The 14,030-nt window shown below is 56.2% G+C and carries 13 protein-coding genes, 1 other RNA gene and 1 pseudogene; 6 read left to right on the top strand and 9 right to left on the bottom strand.

Features of this window, described 5'->3' with window-relative positions; all coding sequences use genetic code 11:
* Positions 1 to 23: 23 nt before the first annotated feature.
* From sufE to sufA, 6 genes are all read right to left on the bottom strand, one after another.
* Complete coding sequence (gene sufE / locus HCK03_RS10875; RefSeq protein WP_041146026.1) at positions 24 to 440, bottom strand: cysteine desulfuration protein SufE; 417 nt, start codon at positions 438 to 440, stop codon at positions 24 to 26.
* Between the two features lie 11 nt (positions 441 to 451).
* Positions 452 to 1,672 (bottom strand): cysteine desulfurase SufS, encoded by a 1,221-nt coding sequence (sufS, locus tag HCK03_RS10870; protein ID WP_167691552.1) that lies wholly within the window; start codon positions 1,670 to 1,672, stop codon positions 452 to 454.
* On the bottom strand, positions 1,669 to 2,943 hold the full coding sequence (gene sufD / locus HCK03_RS10865) for a Fe-S cluster assembly protein SufD (RefSeq protein WP_167691551.1): 1,275 nt from the start codon (positions 2,941 to 2,943) through the stop codon (positions 1,669 to 1,671). Before sufD ends, sufS begins: the two co-directional genes overlap by 4 nt.
* A complete protein-coding gene (gene sufC / locus HCK03_RS10860; protein ID WP_148250967.1) occupies positions 2,918 to 3,664 on the bottom strand; it encodes a Fe-S cluster assembly ATPase SufC in 747 nt (248 codons plus the stop codon). The genes sufD and sufC overlap by 26 nt, the downstream gene beginning before the upstream one ends.
* 66 nt (positions 3,665 to 3,730) lie before the next feature.
* On the bottom strand, positions 3,731 to 5,218 hold the full coding sequence (gene sufB / locus HCK03_RS10855; protein ID WP_115192452.1) for a Fe-S cluster assembly protein SufB: 1,488 nt from the start codon (positions 5,216 to 5,218) through the stop codon (positions 3,731 to 3,733).
* A gap of 2 nt (positions 5,219 to 5,220) precedes the next feature.
* Positions 5,221 to 5,598, bottom strand: coding sequence for a Fe-S cluster assembly scaffold SufA (gene sufA, locus HCK03_RS10850; RefSeq protein ID WP_167691550.1), 378 nt, complete (start codon positions 5,596 to 5,598; stop codon positions 5,221 to 5,223).
* A 945-nt stretch (positions 5,599 to 6,543) separates the two neighbouring features.
* Between sufA and HCK03_RS10845 the strand changes: the two genes are divergently transcribed.
* Positions 6,544 to 6,867, top strand: coding sequence for a hypothetical protein (locus HCK03_RS10845; protein WP_167691549.1), 324 nt, complete (start codon positions 6,544 to 6,546; stop codon positions 6,865 to 6,867).
* 218 nt (positions 6,868 to 7,085) lie between these two features.
* On the opposite strand, the gene HCK03_RS10840 is transcribed toward HCK03_RS10845, so the two are convergent.
* Positions 7,086 to 7,334 carry a GlsB/YeaQ/YmgE family stress response membrane protein gene (locus HCK03_RS10840; protein WP_041146033.1) on the bottom strand — a complete coding sequence of 83 codons (249 nt, stop codon included), beginning with the start codon at positions 7,332 to 7,334 and terminating at the stop codon, positions 7,086 to 7,088.
* 166 nt (positions 7,335 to 7,500) lie between these two features.
* Here HCK03_RS10840 and HCK03_RS10835 point away from each other — a divergent pair, with 166 nt between their 5' ends.
* Complete coding sequence (locus HCK03_RS10835) at positions 7,501 to 7,689, top strand: YegP family protein (protein WP_041146034.1); 189 nt, start codon at positions 7,501 to 7,503, stop codon at positions 7,687 to 7,689.
* A gap of 54 nt (positions 7,690 to 7,743) precedes the next feature.
* Here the strand turns inward: HCK03_RS10835 and menI are convergent, their stop codons facing one another.
* Together menI and ydiJ are read right to left on the bottom strand one after the other, a co-directional pair.
* A complete protein-coding gene (gene menI, locus HCK03_RS10830; RefSeq protein WP_041146035.1) occupies positions 7,744 to 8,154 on the bottom strand; it encodes a 1,4-dihydroxy-2-naphthoyl-CoA hydrolase in 411 nt (136 codons plus the stop codon).
* Positions 8,151 to 11,207, bottom strand: coding sequence for a D-2-hydroxyglutarate dehydrogenase YdiJ (ydiJ, locus tag HCK03_RS10825; protein WP_167691548.1), 3,057 nt, complete (start codon positions 11,205 to 11,207; stop codon positions 8,151 to 8,153). Before ydiJ ends, menI begins: the two co-directional genes overlap by 4 nt.
* Positions 11,208 to 11,529: 322 nt before the next feature.
* Here ydiJ and ydiK point away from each other — a divergent pair, with 322 nt between their 5' ends.
* From ydiK to HCK03_RS10810, 4 genes and pseudogenes are all read left to right on the top strand, one after another.
* Positions 11,530 to 12,654 carry an AI-2E family transporter YdiK gene (gene ydiK / locus HCK03_RS10820; protein WP_041146037.1) on the top strand — a complete coding sequence of 375 codons (1,125 nt, stop codon included), beginning with the start codon at positions 11,530 to 11,532 and terminating at the stop codon, positions 12,652 to 12,654.
* Positions 12,655 to 12,838: 184 nt separating this feature from the next.
* An RNA gene (rprA, locus tag HCK03_RS10815) (antisense sRNA RprA) lies at positions 12,839 to 12,946 on the top strand.
* 54 nt (positions 12,947 to 13,000) lie between these two features.
* A pseudogene (locus HCK03_RS26295) lies at positions 13,001 to 13,159 on the top strand (IS3 family transposase); the annotation flags it as partial.
* Between the two features lie 371 nt (positions 13,160 to 13,530).
* A complete protein-coding gene (locus HCK03_RS10810; RefSeq protein WP_128877951.1) occupies positions 13,531 to 14,013 on the top strand; it encodes an Hcp family type VI secretion system effector in 483 nt (160 codons plus the stop codon).
* Positions 14,014 to 14,030: the final 17 nt, after the last annotated feature.

Here is a 14,030-nt window from a genome sequence, read left to right as displayed (position 1 = left end):
AGAATGAAATCTACCTGTTTATTCTAGCTAAGATTTGCGGCTTTCGCGCGAATTGCGCGAATCATGGCTTCCAGCCCCTGCGACCGCGATGGCGTAAGGTGCTGAGTCAGCGCCATCTTTTCAAACCACGGGCGAACGTCAAAGGCGGTGATATCCTTGGCCGTCATCTGGTCATAGAGGATAAACACCACGGCGATGAGCCCCTTGACGATAGCCGCATCGCTATCGCCGCGCAGCGCGAGCACGCCTGATTCGCTCTGCTCGATAACAATCCATACCTGGCTCTGGCAGCCCTGGATAATATTTTGCGCCGTATGCTCCTCGGCGCTCAGCGGCGCCAGCCGCTGGCCAAGCTCAATAATATAGAGGTACTTCTCTTCCCAGTTCGCGCAACGGCTGAAGTTGCGCAGCAGTTTATCTTTATCCGGTAACGCCGCCATGATTGCTTCCTTTAGCCTAATAGCCGGTGAATGCGCTGTAGTCCTGCGACCAGCCGATCCACGTCTTCCGTCGTATTGTACATCGCCAGCGACGCCCGACACATCGCCGGTACGCTAAAGAAGTCCATCAGCGGCATGGCGCAGTGATGGCCGGTACGGATGGCGATGCCGTAGTTATCGAGGAAGCTGCCGACGTCGTAGGCGTGGTGCGCCCCGAGATTAAAGGCTATCACTCCGAGCCGCTGCGGCGGGCCGTAGACGATAAGGTCCGGCACTTTTGTCAGCTCCTGCAGCGCGTAGCGCATCAGGGTCTGTTCATATTCGCCGATCTGCGCAAGCCCCAGCTCGCTGACGTACTCCAGCGCCGCGCCAAGCCCGATAATCCCGCCGGTATTTGGCGTCCCCGCTTCAAAGCGCCACGGCGCTTTTGCCCAGGTGGTGCCCTGAGTCAGGCTGACTGTGGCGATCATCGAACCGCCCCCTTCCCACGGCGGCATCTCATCCAGCAGGTCCGCTTTACCGTAGAGGATCCCGATCCCGGTCGGGCCGTACAGCTTATGTCCGGAGAAGACGTAGAAGTCGCAGTCCAGCGCCTGGACGTCCACCGCGTGATGCATCACCGCCTGAGCGCCGTCCACCAGCACCCTGGCATCGTGTTGATGCGCCAGAGCGATCAGCGCCGGCACCGGGTTTTCAATGCCCAGCACGTTAGAGACCTGGGTGATGGCCAGCAGGCGGGTGCGCGCGTCGAACAGGCCCGGGATCGCATCCAGCTGCAGGGTTCCGTCCGGATTGAGCGGGATCACCCGTAGCTCGGCGCCTACCCGGGCGCAGAGCAGCTGCCACGGAACGATATTGGCATGGTGCTCCATGGCGCTGACGATGATGTTATCCCCGGCCCTCACGTTGGCGTTGCCCCAGCTATTGGCGACCAGGTTGATGCCTTCGGTAGTGCCGCGAACGAAGACCAGCTCCTCCGCTGAGCGCGCGTTGAGGAAGGTTGCCGCCTGCTGGCGAACCTGCTCCATGCGCGTCGTCGCCTCTGCGCTGAGAGTGTGAATACCGCGATGCACGGCGGCATAGCCGTGACGGTAAAACTCCGCCTCGGCGCGAATCACCGCCTCCGGCTTTTGCGCGCTGGCGGCACTGTCCAGATAGACCAGCGGCTGGCCGTTGACCTCCCGGCCGAGAAGCGGAAAATCTGCGCGGACTCGTTCAACAGAAAATGTCATGCTGTCTCTCCCGGTAAACGCTGGCCGATGCGCGCGAGAATTTGCTGCCTGAGCGCCACGTCGCCGATGGCTTCCGTCAGCTCGGCGGCGAATGCGTACAGAATCATATGCTGCGCCGCCTGCTGGGTAATGCCACGCGAGCGCAGGTAAAACAGCTGTTCGTCGTCGATGCGCCCGATGGTGGCGCCGTGGCTACACTTGACGTCATCGGCGTAAATCTCCAGCTGCGGCTTGGTATCCACCTCCGACAGCCGGCCTAACAGCAGATTGTTGTTGGTCATCTGGCCGTCGGTTTTAATCGCGTTCGGCGCAACGTTAATCAGGCCATTAAACACCGCCCGGCCTTTGTCGTTAACAATAGTTTTATGCAGCTGGCGGCTGTTGCAGTAGCCGACGTCATGGTTCAGCCAGGTGCGGCTGTCGCAGACCTCATTTTTGACCGGCATCGCCAGCGAGTTGATGCGCAGGTTGCTGTTCTCACCCCGCAGCTGCACGCTGGTATTCTGGCGCAGCACCGCGCCACCGAGCAGGAAGCTGCTGCTAAAGGCCGACGCATCGCGGCCCAGAGAGAGGTCGTTGTGGGCAAAGTGGAAGCTCTGGGCGTTTTCAAACGCCAGCTTGATATGCTGCAGATGGGCGTTATCCGCCACCGCGGCGGTCAGCCGTCCGCCGGTGAAATGGCGCTGTTCGTTGAGGCTGACGTAGTGCTCGATAATCGTCGCCTCCGCGCCGCTCTCCAGCTCCAGATGATGCCGGTAGTGCGCGGTGTTCATCTCTTCGCCCGCCAGCCCGCGCGTCACGTGCATAATCAGCAACGGCCTCGCGGGGCGCTGGTTGCGCTTCACGCGAATGCGGGTCACCGTCGGCGCCAGGCTTTCGGTCAGGTGCAGAAACAGCTCCGGCTGCAGCGCGTCGGGCAGCGCCTGACGCTGGTTATCGATATTTACTTCGTAACCGCTGTCGGCCAGCGCGTCGCTCAACGCTTCGCTGTAGCGGCCATCGATAAACACCAGCCGCCAGGCGTCGACGGAGAGCGCCAGCGCGTCCCGCTGCGCCTCGGTTAGCACCTCGGGCTGCGGGGCGACAAAGGTGCCGCCAAGCAGCGCATCCAGCGGGGTATATTTCCAGTGCTCATGCTTACGCGTCGGCAGCCCCAGGCGCAGCGCCTGCTGCAGGTGCTGGTGCGCTTCCGGCGTTCGCTGCTCCGCCTGCTGTTCAAACAGGTGGTGCCACTGCTGCAGCGCGTTACTGCTGTTCGGTAAGCCAGCCATAGCCCTGCTCCTCCAGTTGTTTGACCAGGGTGAAGTCGCCGGATTTGACGATCCGCCCCTGATACAGCACGTGGACGTAATCAGGCTTGATGTAGTCGAGAATCCGCTGGTAGTGGGTGACGATAATAAACGCACGCTTGCCGTCGCGCAGCGCGTTCACGCCGTCAGATACGATCTTCAGGGCGTCGATATCCAGCCCCGAGTCGGACTCATCGAGAATGCACAGCTCCGGCTCCAGCACCGCCATCTGCAGAATGTCGTTGCGCTTTTTCTCGCCGCCGGAAAAGCCGACGTTGACCGAGCGGGTCAGCAGATCTTCCGGCATCTTCAGCAGCTTAATTTTCTCTTCCATCAGATCCTGAAAATCGAAGCGATCCAGCGGCTCCTGCTCGCGATAGCGGCGCACCGCGTTCAGCGCCGTTTGCAGGAAAAACTGGTTGCTGACGCCCGGAATTTCCACCGGATACTGGAAGGCCATGAAGATCCCCTCCCCCGCGCGATCCTCCGGCGCGAGCTCGAGCAGATCCTTGCCCTTAAACTCAACGCTGCCGCCGGTCACCTCGTAGTCTTCCCGCCCGGCGAGCGTTGCGGAGAGCGTGCTTTTCCCGGAGCCGTTGGGCCCCATAATGGCGTGAACTTCGCCGGGTCGGATATCGAGGTTCAACCCGCGCAGGATCTCTTTATCGTCAACGGATACCTGCAAATCTTTAATGCTTAACATGTATATTCCTTAATTCGGCAGTCTGCTTCGGGCGGCGCCATCGCGCAGCCGGCATGGGCCAGACTGTTAACCGACGCTGTGTTCAAGGCTAATCGCCAGCAGTTTTTGCGCTTCCACGGCAAATTCCAGCGGCAGCTCTGAGAAGACATCCTTACAGAAGCCGTTAACGATCATGGAGATCGCATCATCTTCACTGATCCCGCGCTGCAGGCAGTAGAAGAGCTGATCTTCACCAATTCGCGAGGTGGTGGCTTCATGCTCCAGCTGGGCGCTGTTGTTACGGCACTCAACGTACGGGAAGGTGTGCGCCCCGCAGTCCGGCCCGATCAGCATCGAGTCACACTGGGTAAAGTTTCGCGCGTTGGTCGCCGTCGGCATAATTTTGACCAGCCCGCGGTAGCTGTTCTGGCTTTTACCGGCGGAGATCCCTTTGGAGATAATCGTCGAGCGGGTGTTTTTACCGATATGAATCATTTTGGTGCCGGTATCCGCCTGCTGGTGGCCGCTGGTCAGCGCCACCGAGAAGAACTCGCCGATGGAGTTGTCGCCGCGCAGAATACAGCTCGGATACTTCCACGTTATCGCCGAGCCGGTCTCCGACTGGGTCCACGACATTTTGCTGTTGTCGCCTTCACAGAGCGCTCGCTTGGTGACGAAGTTGAGGATCCCGCCGGTGTTGTTATCCCCGGGGAACCAGTTCTGCACCGTGGAGTATTTTACTTCGGCATCTTTGTGGATGATGACCTCAACCACCGCCGCGTGCAGCTGGTAGCTGTCGCGAACCGGTGCCGAGCAGCCTTCGATATAGCTGACGTAGCTGCCCTCGTCAGCGACGAGGATCGTGCGTTCAAACTGGCCGGTTTTTTCCGCATTGATGCGAAAATAGGTCGATAGCTCCATCGGGCAGCGCACGCCTTTCGGCACGTAGATAAAGGTGCCGTCGGAGGCGACCGCGGCGTTCAGCGCGGCGAAGAAGTTGTCATTGCCGGGCACCACGGTGCCGAGATATTTTTTCACCAGCTCCGGATGATCGTGAATCGCTTCGCCGAAGGAGCAGAAGATAATGCCCTGCTCCGCCAGCTTTTCCCGGTAGGTGGTGGCGACCGAGACCGAGTCAAAGATGGCGTCTACCGCCACTTCGCGTCCTTCGCGTACCGGCACGCCCAGCAGATTGAAGGCCTCTTCGACTTCGCTGGTCAGATAGTCGGCGGGGCCGGTTTGCTGCACCGCACCCGGCTCGGAGGCGCAGGTGTCGTCGCAGTTGCCGCAGGAGGGCGCGGAATAGTAGCTGTAGTCCTGATAGTCCAGCTTATCGTAGTGCGCCTTGAGCCAGTGCGGCTCTTCCATATCCAGCCACGCTCTGAAGGCGCTCAGCCTGAACTCCAGCATCCACTCCGGCTCGTTGCGACGGGCGGAGATCGCCCGCACCACCTCTTCGTTGATGCCCTTGGCCAGCTCATCGGTCTGTAACCGGGTAAAAAAGCCTTCTTTATAATTCAGCGGCCCGCCGGTCCAGGTTTTGACATCGTCAGTTGTTTCAGTATTACGAGACATAATTACTCCGCCTGAACCCCAAAGCTTTCACCGCAGCCGCACTCGTGCTGCGCTTTCGGGTTATGAAACTTAAAGATTTCATTTAATCCTTCCCGAACGTAATCCAGCTCCGTACCATCAATAAACGGCATGGCCTGCAGCGGCGCCCACAGCTTCGCGCCTTCGAACTCAAACAGCAGATCGTCTTTCGCGGGCTCTGCGATAAGCTCCATGACGTAGGCAAAGCCGGCACAGCCGCTGGTTTTCACGCCAAGACGCAGCCCCTGCATCGGCGGCTGCTTGCTCACCAGCTCACGGATATGGGCGGCGGCAGCGGGCGTCATGATCAGGCCACGCCAGCTAAAATCGTCGGGGTTAAAGGTTCCTGCTTGTGATTCCATCGGTCTACCTCATTGGTTGGCGCCATCAGGGCATCTCACCATGTTAGTGATAACGATTATCACTTCAACCCATCTGGAGAAGGGGTATTCGCCCCTGAGACTCTTTTATGGCCCTTTTTATAAGCATAGACCCTGCTTTACTGCTTATCAGGTCTCATTTTTTCTATTTAATAGACTGAAAAATAATAAGTTATCTGATATGGGTTGGCAGAAAATGCGGCAATGGAAAAGATGCATCGAAAATACCGATTTTTGAGATAGGAGATGAAAAAATCCGCCTTTCAGCGACTTATCGGATATTCAGCGGGTTATATAGTTACACCGTTGCGCCATCACTCCTTTCCGGCCTATTCCGGCCCGGCGCTGAAGGCGCGCGGCTTTTCAGCGATGCCGCTAAAACCTTATACAATCGCTTAACGTTGACTGACCCCACGAGCATCACCTCCAATCTATAAGTATTATCTGAAAACAAGGGGTGTTGTGTGGCTATACGTAGACATTTTGGTTATAAAGTCGCCCGTCCCGCGGGGATTAAGTTTTAATCACCATGATCAAGCTGGTGTACAATCCCCGTCTATATTTTCTACAGTTTTCGGCATGATGTCGGAGCCGCTGATAACCTGGAGCTTTTGTCGTAACGGATGATAGATATCAGTATTATGTCGATGTGCATGGTCGTTCTTCTGGTGATGAGCGTACTGCTGGACTGAAAGCCTGTTGCGCCACAGCTCTTTGCCGCCGCTGTTCCGATTCTCGCCGTTTATCGCCCGGCCATAGCCGTGTCCTGATGAAACCGGCCCTCGGTTTTACCTCCCCGCGCGCCCTTCTGCAGACCCTCCACAGTCGTTAATAAATAAGGAGATTTGGAGGATTCGCCCCCGGTGGGATTGTCGGCCCGAAACCTTGCCTCTAAGATTTTAGCCACACACTTAAGAGGTAACGAAGATGAAAAGAACAATCATTGCCCTGTTAGCAACCGTTTCTATTGCCGCCGCCAGCGCCTTCGCCGCGGATAAAAGCGAAACGCCGCCTGCGCGAGATAACGCCGGACAGCCGCCGTTTGAGATGAACCATGAGTTTGGCCACATGCCCATGCCGCCACTGCCTCCGAGAAAGCCCACGCTCTTCTCCGCGACCGTTGCCAGCGATAATCCGACTGACACCATTAATAAACTCACCGCATTAATCCCTACCAGCAAAGCCCGGCATTATGAGGTCCATGTCGAAGTCGTCGCCGTACCCGATATGGCAGCGACCGGACCCTTGTGATTTTGTCGGGTTAATTAACGATAAAATACGCTGTCAGTCCCTGCGAGCGGCGCCGGCAGGCGCGATAAATTAGCGGTCGAAATGGATTTCCCCACCGGGTTTATGTGGTTTTTTAGTCACCCGAGGCATCGGCAGGGCTATTATGCAAACGAAAAAAAAGCTGCCAATAATAGCGGCAGCTTTTATATCTTATGATTCAGATTGATACTGAAGGGCTATTAGCTCTTAATTTTTCTGTAGATAAACAGCACCACCAGCGCGCCAATTACCGCAACGACAAAGCTACCGAAATTGAACCCGTCAACCTTGCCAAAGCCAAAGAAGGTGCTGATCCAGCCGCCCACTACCGCACCGATGACCCCTAGAATGATAGTGACGAAAAAGCCGCCACCGTCTTTGCCCGGCATGATCCACTTCGCTAAAATACCGGCAATAAGACCAAAAATGATCCAGGAAATGATACCCATGGTTAACTCCGTCCTCTTTGTTGCTCTGCAAGTGCATAGTGATTAAATAGTAGCATATACGGAGCATGTGAAGCATGAATTATATATTTATTAGACGATTACTTGCCGCGCAAGCCGCCATAGTCTACATATCATGGGGAGCTGTTAACGTCAAAAGAGGTAAAAGATGGGGTATTACGTCATTAAGAAGTCAGAGAAGAGCGTGTCCCAACCCTGGTATTTCTTACTGAAGGCCGATAACCACGAAACTATCGCCACCAGTGAAATGTATTCCTCGAAGGATGCGGCCAAAAAAGGAATTGCCTCGGTGCAGAAGAATGGACCGAGCGAAACAATTAAGGATGAATCGCTATAAAGAATATGGGGGAATACTTTCCCCCATATATCACCTCAGGCGGCGAGCGCGCTCTTAAACCACCGCCGTCGTCAGCCGCGACGAGCAGCACAGACGCCCCTGCTCGTCGGATATTTCAATCTGCCACACCTGATGGCGAGACCCGACGTGCAGCGCTTTGCAGACGCCACGCACCCGACCACCGCGGACCGAACGGATATGGTTAGCGTTAACCTCAAGCCCCACCACCTTTTGCTCGCCCTCGCTGCATAAATAGCCGGCAACCGAACCCAGCGTTTCTGCCAGCACCACCGACGCGCCGCCGTGCAGCAGGCCGAACGGCTGATGGGTTCGGCTGTCTACCGGCATCGTGGCCTCAATGGTGTCATCGGTAAACACATCAAAGCGGATATCCAGCAGACCCACCATATTGCCCTCGCCCATACCGTTGAGCTGTTCCAGCGTGGTCTGACGTTTCCAAATCATCCAATAATCTCCAGCAGCGCCTGCAGCGGGTGACGTACGCCGCTGCCTTCAATACGCTTAACCTGACTACGACAGGAGTAACCGGTCACCAGACAGCGGTTGCGCGGCAAACGCTGAATCGCCTGTTGCCAGGAAAGCGCGTAAATCGCCAGCGAGTTGGCATGGTTTTTAACCTCATGGCCGTAGGTTCCGGCCATGCCACAGCAGCCCACGCTGACGTTTTCCAGCTTCGCGCCAAAGCGCGCAAAAATTTCGGCCCACTGTTTCGGCGCCGCCGGGAGCGCCGTGACCTCCGTGCAGTGGCCAAACAGATACCACGCCTCGCCACCGTTATCCTGCACCGCGTTTTCAGGCAGCGCCTGCGGCAGCCATTCATGCACCAGCATCACGCGGAAGTCGCCGCGCTTATCGCCCAGCGTCTGGTTGTATTCATCGCGATAGCACAGCACCAGGGCCGGATCGACGCCAACCATCGGGATCTCGAGCTGCGCCATCCGGTTGAGGAAGTCCGCCGTTTTCTGCGCCGTACGGGCGAAACGCGACAGGAAGCCTTTAATATGCTGCGCCTTGCCGTTTGGTGAGAACGGCAGCAGCACTGGCTGATAGCCGACCTTTTCCACCAACCGGATAAAATCAGCCACCACCTGCGCATCGTAGTAGCTGGTGAACGGATCCTGCACCACCAGCACCATTTTGGCCTTTTGCTCGGCGCTCAGCGTTTCAAGCTGCTCCAGCGTCATATTCGCCGAACGGTGGCCGACCATTTGCTGCTTCAGCGACGGTGTAGAGAGCAGCGGTAAATCCACCATCCCGATGTGCTTCTCCGACAGCTTGCGCATCCACGGCTGGTTAATAAAGAAGTTAAAGGTTTTCGGCGCCTGCGCCATCAGCGGCGCGTAGGATTCCACCGTCGCCACCAGATGGTCGCGCACCGGGCGCAGATAGCGGCTGTGGTAAAGCTGCAGGAAGCGCGAGCGGAACTCCGGAACGTCGATTTTAATCGGACACTGGGTAGAGCAGGCTTTACAGGCCAGGCAGCCGGACATCGCCTCTTTGACCTCATGGGAGAAGTCATACTCGCCCTTGCGCGCGTGCCAGCTGTTGCGGGTACGCTCGATAAGCTCGCGCAGGCTGGCGCGTTTCTCCGTCAGCTGGCTCTCCAGCTGGTTGGGATCGATACCCCGATCGGCCAGCAGACGCAGCCACTCGCGCACCAGCGTTGCCCGGCCTTTTGGCGAATGGATACGATGATTGCTCACCTTCATCGACGGGCACATCGGGCTTTTAACATCAAAGTTAAAGCACAGGCCGTTGCCGTTACACTCCATCGCCCCGCGCCATGAGCTGCGTACGGCGATAGGGATCTGGCGATCGAAGGTGCCGCGTTTCACCGCGTCCACCTTCATCATCGGCGCATCGACGCCTTCCGGCGGGCAAATTTTACCCGGGTTAAGGCGGTTATCCGGGTCAAATGCCGCCTTCACTTTCCGCAGCTCGCCGTAGAGCTCGTCGCCAAAGAACGCCGGGCTGTACTCGGCGCGGAACCCCTTCCCGTGCTCACCCCACAGCAGGCCGCCGTATTTGGCCGTCAGGGCGACCACTTGATCGGAGATCCGCTTCATCAGCACTTCCTGCTGAGGATCGCACATGTCCAGCGCCGGGCGCACGTGCAGCACCCCGGCATCAACGTGACCAAACATGCCGTAGCTCAGGCCGTGGGCGTCCAGCAGCGCGCGAAACTCGACGATGTAATCCGCCAGATGCTCCGGCGGCACGCAGGTATCTTCGGCAAAGGGAATCGGTTTAGCCGCGCCCTTCGCGTTACCCAGCAGCCCTACCGCCTTTTTACGCATCGCATAGATACGCTCAACGCCGTCCAGCTCGCCGCATACCTGCCAGCCGATGACGCCGGCTTCGCCCTGCGCGATCAGCCGATCCAGGCGCTGACACAGCGAAGACACCTGGCCGTCGATCAGCTCGACGTCATCGCCGGAAAACTCGACGATGTTCAGCCCCAGCATCTCTTTATCCGGCACGTCGGCGATCAGTTCGCTGACGGAGTGCCAGACGATATCCTCGCGCGCGAGGTTGAGCACCTTCGAGTCGACGGTTTCCACCGACAGCGCGTTGGCCGCCACCATAAACGGCGCATTGCGCAGCGCCGAGTCAAACGAATCATACTTAACGTTCACCAGCCGACGTACCTTCGGCAGTCGGGTGATGTCGAGACGCGCTTCGGTAATAAACGCCAGCGTCCCTTCCGAACCGGTTAATACCCGCGTCAGGTCGAATTCGCTGAGATCGTCATTAAAGACGTGGCGCAGATCGTAGCCGGTCAGGAAGCGGTTAAGTTTGGGGAATTTATCGATAATCAGCTGGCGCTGCGCTTTGCAGCGCTGGTAGACGGTGCGGTAAATGCGCCCGATTGCCGACTGCTCGTTTGCCAGGGTTTCTGCCAGGGCTGCGGGAATGGCCTGGGTATCCAGAATATCGCCCCCCATCAGCACCGAGCGCACGCCCAGCACGTGATCGGAGGTTTTACCGTACACCAGCGACCCCTGGCCGGAGGCATCGGTATTGATCATTCCGCCGAGGGTGGCGCGGTTGCTGGTTGACAGCTCCGGCGCGAAAAAGTAGCCGTACGGCTTAAGATATTGGTTGAGCTGATCTTTGATGACCCCGGCTTCGACCCTAACCCAGCCTTCTTCCGGGTTAATTTCGATAATGCGGTTCATATAGCGAGACATATCAACGACTATTCCCGCGTTCAGCGACTGGCCGTTGGTGCCGGTGCCGCCGCCGCGTGGCGTAAAGACCAGCGTTTTAAAACGCTCATCCGCCGCCACTCTCGCCAGCAGCGCGACGTCCGCCGTAGAGCGGGGGAATAAAATCGCGTCCGGCAGCAGCTGATAGATGCTGTTATCCGTCGCCATCGTCAGCCTGTCGGCATAGCTGGTGGCGGTATCGCCGGTAAAACCTTGTTGCTCCAGTACCTGCAAAAAATTCAATACCAGCTGAACGACGCCTGGTGCTTGAGAAATTTGTGGGATCATAACGCTTGACCCTGCCTGACTATGTTGTGTTGTAAAAACTTCATCCTTCGGAGCGCTTTCCTCAGCCGCTTTTGCTGCGCCGAACGTTGACTTAGGCAAACGTCGCGAGCTTTCACCTGCCGGTTCGAGGTATCCTGGATGATTTTGTGTGTGGGTAACTAAACGATTGCGTAGTGCAGTCAACTTTTTATCACATTTTTTTCATATGCGCCCACCAGATTTATGTGCAGAATCAGGCTCGCGAAATTATTGGTATTATTATCCGTATATGGAATTACGCTGCGTCAGCCTTTTGGCGCCACTGGAAAGGTAAAATTTCTCTATGATTAACGATCGTCAGCCCCGGGATATACCGCAGGTTCTGCTATCGGTGCTGTTTTTGTCCCTGATTATTGTTTCCTGCCTGTGGGTCGTACAGCCCTTTATTCTGTCATTTGCCTGGGCAGGCACCGTGGTCATTGCCACCTGGCCGGTACTTCTCCGCCTGCAGCGGCTGCTGCTTGGCAAACGCGCCCTCGCGGTGCTGGTCATGACCGTGCTGTTATTCCTGCTGTTCGTTATCCCGATCGCGCTGCTGGTCAACAGCCTGGTCGATAACAGCGCGCCGCTGATTAAAATGTTTACCACCGGTAGCGTGAGCCTGCCGGATTTTGCCTGGCTGAACAGCATCCCGCTGATCGGCGGCAAGCTCTACTCCGCATGGCATGGCCTGCTGGATATGGGGGGCGCGGCGATCATGGCCAAAATTCGGCCCTATATCGGCACCACCACCACCTGGTTTGTGGGACAGGCGGCGCACATTGGCAAACTGCTGGTCTACTGCGGGCTGATGCTGCTGTTCAGCGCCCTGCTCTACTGGCAGGGTGAAAAGGTGGCCTATGGCTTCCGCTATTTCGCCACCCGCCTGGCGGCCAAGCGCGGTGACGCCGCGGTACTGCTGGCAGGACAGGCCATTCGCGCCGTGGCGCTGGGGGTGGTGGTTACCGCCCTGACTCAGGCGGTACTGGGCGGCATCGGCCTGGCGGTCACCGGCGTGCCTTACGCCGCGCTGCTGACGGTGGTGATGATCTTCACCTGCCTCGTTCAGCTGGGGCCGTTGATCGTGCTCATCCCGTCCATTATCTGGCTGTACTACAGCGGCGATACCACCTGGGGCACCGTGCTGCTGGTGTGGAGCTGCGTGGTGGGAACAATGGATAACGTCATTCGTCCGATGCTTATTCGCATGGGTGCCGATCTGCCGATGATCCTGATCCTCTCCGGCGTTATCGGCGGCCTGATTGCCTTTGGCATGATTGGCCTGTTTATCGGCCCGGTCCTGCTCGCCGTGTCATGGCGACTGTACGACGCCTGGGTGCACGAAGTTCCGCCGCCGCCGAAAGACCCCGAGCAGGTGCTGGCCGAGCTCACCGAGCTTAATGCCGGCAATATCAGAAGCGACAAGTAAGCCCTGACAGCGCATATCAAGGCGGGGAAACCCGCCTTAAACATAAATAAATCTTATACATTCATGCCTGCCTGACGCCCTCACCGTACCTTTCGCTACATACCCCACGCATATTCTTCACTTCAATTTAACTATTGAGAGGAATCCGATCGACGCAAAAAGTCCCCGTGTCTACTATATGAGCACGGTTATAAATCAACATCTTGATTTATAAGCATGGAAATCCCCTGAGTGAAACAACGAATTGCTGTGTGTAGTCTTTGCCCATCTCCCACGATGGGCATTTTTTTGCCTGAAACCGACTACCTGGCAGTGTCGTCCTTACCGGATGTCAGGCGCAAGCTGCGGCCTCTCTGGTGCCACGTTTTACACGTGACATAAAAAATACGATGGGATTTCCCCTTCTGAACTCAAACATATATGGCAGCTGGAAGAGAAAAATCTCAGGCTGAAGAGGCCGGTTGCCGATCTCAGCCTCGACAAGGCGATGTTGCAGGATGTTCTGGCAAATCAGAACGATGCTCAGACATAGCTCCGAGGGTTCCACAAGGAACGTAAAGCGATTATTAACACAATAGTTACTGGACTTTCCGATGATTAACGTCAACCCAGATAGATTGATGTTTGGTTTCAATAACCGCGTTCATAGAGATATCAGGCAGACCAGACACTGAGCGCGTAGATAACTAATATCACTGATTGCATTGAAATATACTAGTGGCAATCAATTATCAAATTAATATATTCATAATAAATATCATTCACTCTCTCTTTTATCAATGCGTACATTTCAGACACTCATCAACATAGAAGTCTTGAGTTCCTTCTCGATTCCGTGATTTATTATCCACTCATTCATTAAGGAGATTTGAGAAAATGACGATCCCTGCTTATTTATGGTTAAGAGATGATGGTGACGCAATTATTAAAGGTGGAGTAGACATTCGCGGTCGTGAATTTAGTATCGAGATAAAAGGATTTCATCATAATCTTTCTATCCCCACGGATAATACCACTGGTAAGCCCACGGGAACGCGGCAACATTCATCCATGATGATAGTTAAAGAGTTTGACTACTCCAGTCCATACCTCTACAAGGCCGTAGCATCAGGACAAAATTTAGTCTCGGCAGAGATTAAATGGTACAGGATTAATGACGCAGGTCAGGAAGTGGAGTATTTCAATATGTTCCTTGAATGCGTTCGAATTGTGTCAATATCTCCAACTATGGCCTCACCACAAGATCCCAATAGTAATCACGTTGAGTCAGTAGAGTTACGTTACGAGAAAATCACATGGACGCACTGTGATGGCAATATCAGGTACACAGACGCATGGAACGAGCGTCAGACAGCTTAACTTAAACGGGCGACTGC

The sequence above is a fragment of the Klebsiella terrigena genome, assembly GCF_012029655.1.
In the GTDB taxonomy this organism is placed as follows: domain Bacteria; phylum Pseudomonadota; class Gammaproteobacteria; order Enterobacterales; family Enterobacteriaceae; genus Klebsiella; species Klebsiella terrigena.
The sequence above is the reverse complement of the archived record's forward strand: the minus strand, read 5'-3'. Positions and strand labels throughout refer to the sequence as shown.

What these genes read in the sequence shown, in the direction of transcription:
- ydiJ (WP_167691548.1), bottom strand. Translation starts at nt 11,207, where the DNA reads ATGATCCCACAAATTTCTCAAGCACCAGGCGTCGTTCAGCTGGTATTG.
- ydiK (WP_041146037.1), top strand. Translation starts at nt 11,530, where the DNA reads ATGATTAACGATCGTCAGCCCCGGGATATACCGCAGGTTCTGCTATCG.
- sufB (WP_115192452.1), bottom strand. Translation starts at nt 5,218, where the DNA reads ATGTCTCGTAATACTGAAACAACTGACGATGTCAAAACCTGGACCGGC.
- HCK03_RS10845 (WP_167691549.1), top strand. Translation starts at nt 6,544, where the DNA reads ATGAAAAGAACAATCATTGCCCTGTTAGCAACCGTTTCTATTGCCGCC.
- sufC (WP_148250967.1), bottom strand. Translation starts at nt 3,664, where the DNA reads ATGTTAAGCATTAAAGATTTGCAGGTATCCGTTGACGATAAAGAGATC.
- HCK03_RS10840 (WP_041146033.1), bottom strand. Translation starts at nt 7,334, where the DNA reads ATGGGTATCATTTCCTGGATCATTTTTGGTCTTATTGCCGGTATTTTA.
- menI (WP_041146035.1), bottom strand. Translation starts at nt 8,154, where the DNA reads ATGATTTGGAAACGTCAGACCACGCTGGAACAGCTCAACGGTATGGGC.
- sufD (WP_167691551.1), bottom strand. Translation starts at nt 2,943, where the DNA reads ATGGCTGGCTTACCGAACAGCAGTAACGCGCTGCAGCAGTGGCACCAC.
- HCK03_RS10810 (WP_128877951.1), top strand. Translation starts at nt 13,531, where the DNA reads ATGACGATCCCTGCTTATTTATGGTTAAGAGATGATGGTGACGCAATT.
- HCK03_RS10835 (WP_041146034.1), top strand. Translation starts at nt 7,501, where the DNA reads ATGGGGTATTACGTCATTAAGAAGTCAGAGAAGAGCGTGTCCCAACCC.
- sufE (WP_041146026.1), bottom strand. Translation starts at nt 440, where the DNA reads ATGGCGGCGTTACCGGATAAAGATAAACTGCTGCGCAACTTCAGCCGT.
- sufA (WP_167691550.1), bottom strand. Translation starts at nt 5,598, where the DNA reads ATGGAATCACAAGCAGGAACCTTTAACCCCGACGATTTTAGCTGGCGT.
- sufS (WP_167691552.1), bottom strand. Translation starts at nt 1,672, where the DNA reads ATGACATTTTCTGTTGAACGAGTCCGCGCAGATTTTCCGCTTCTCGGC.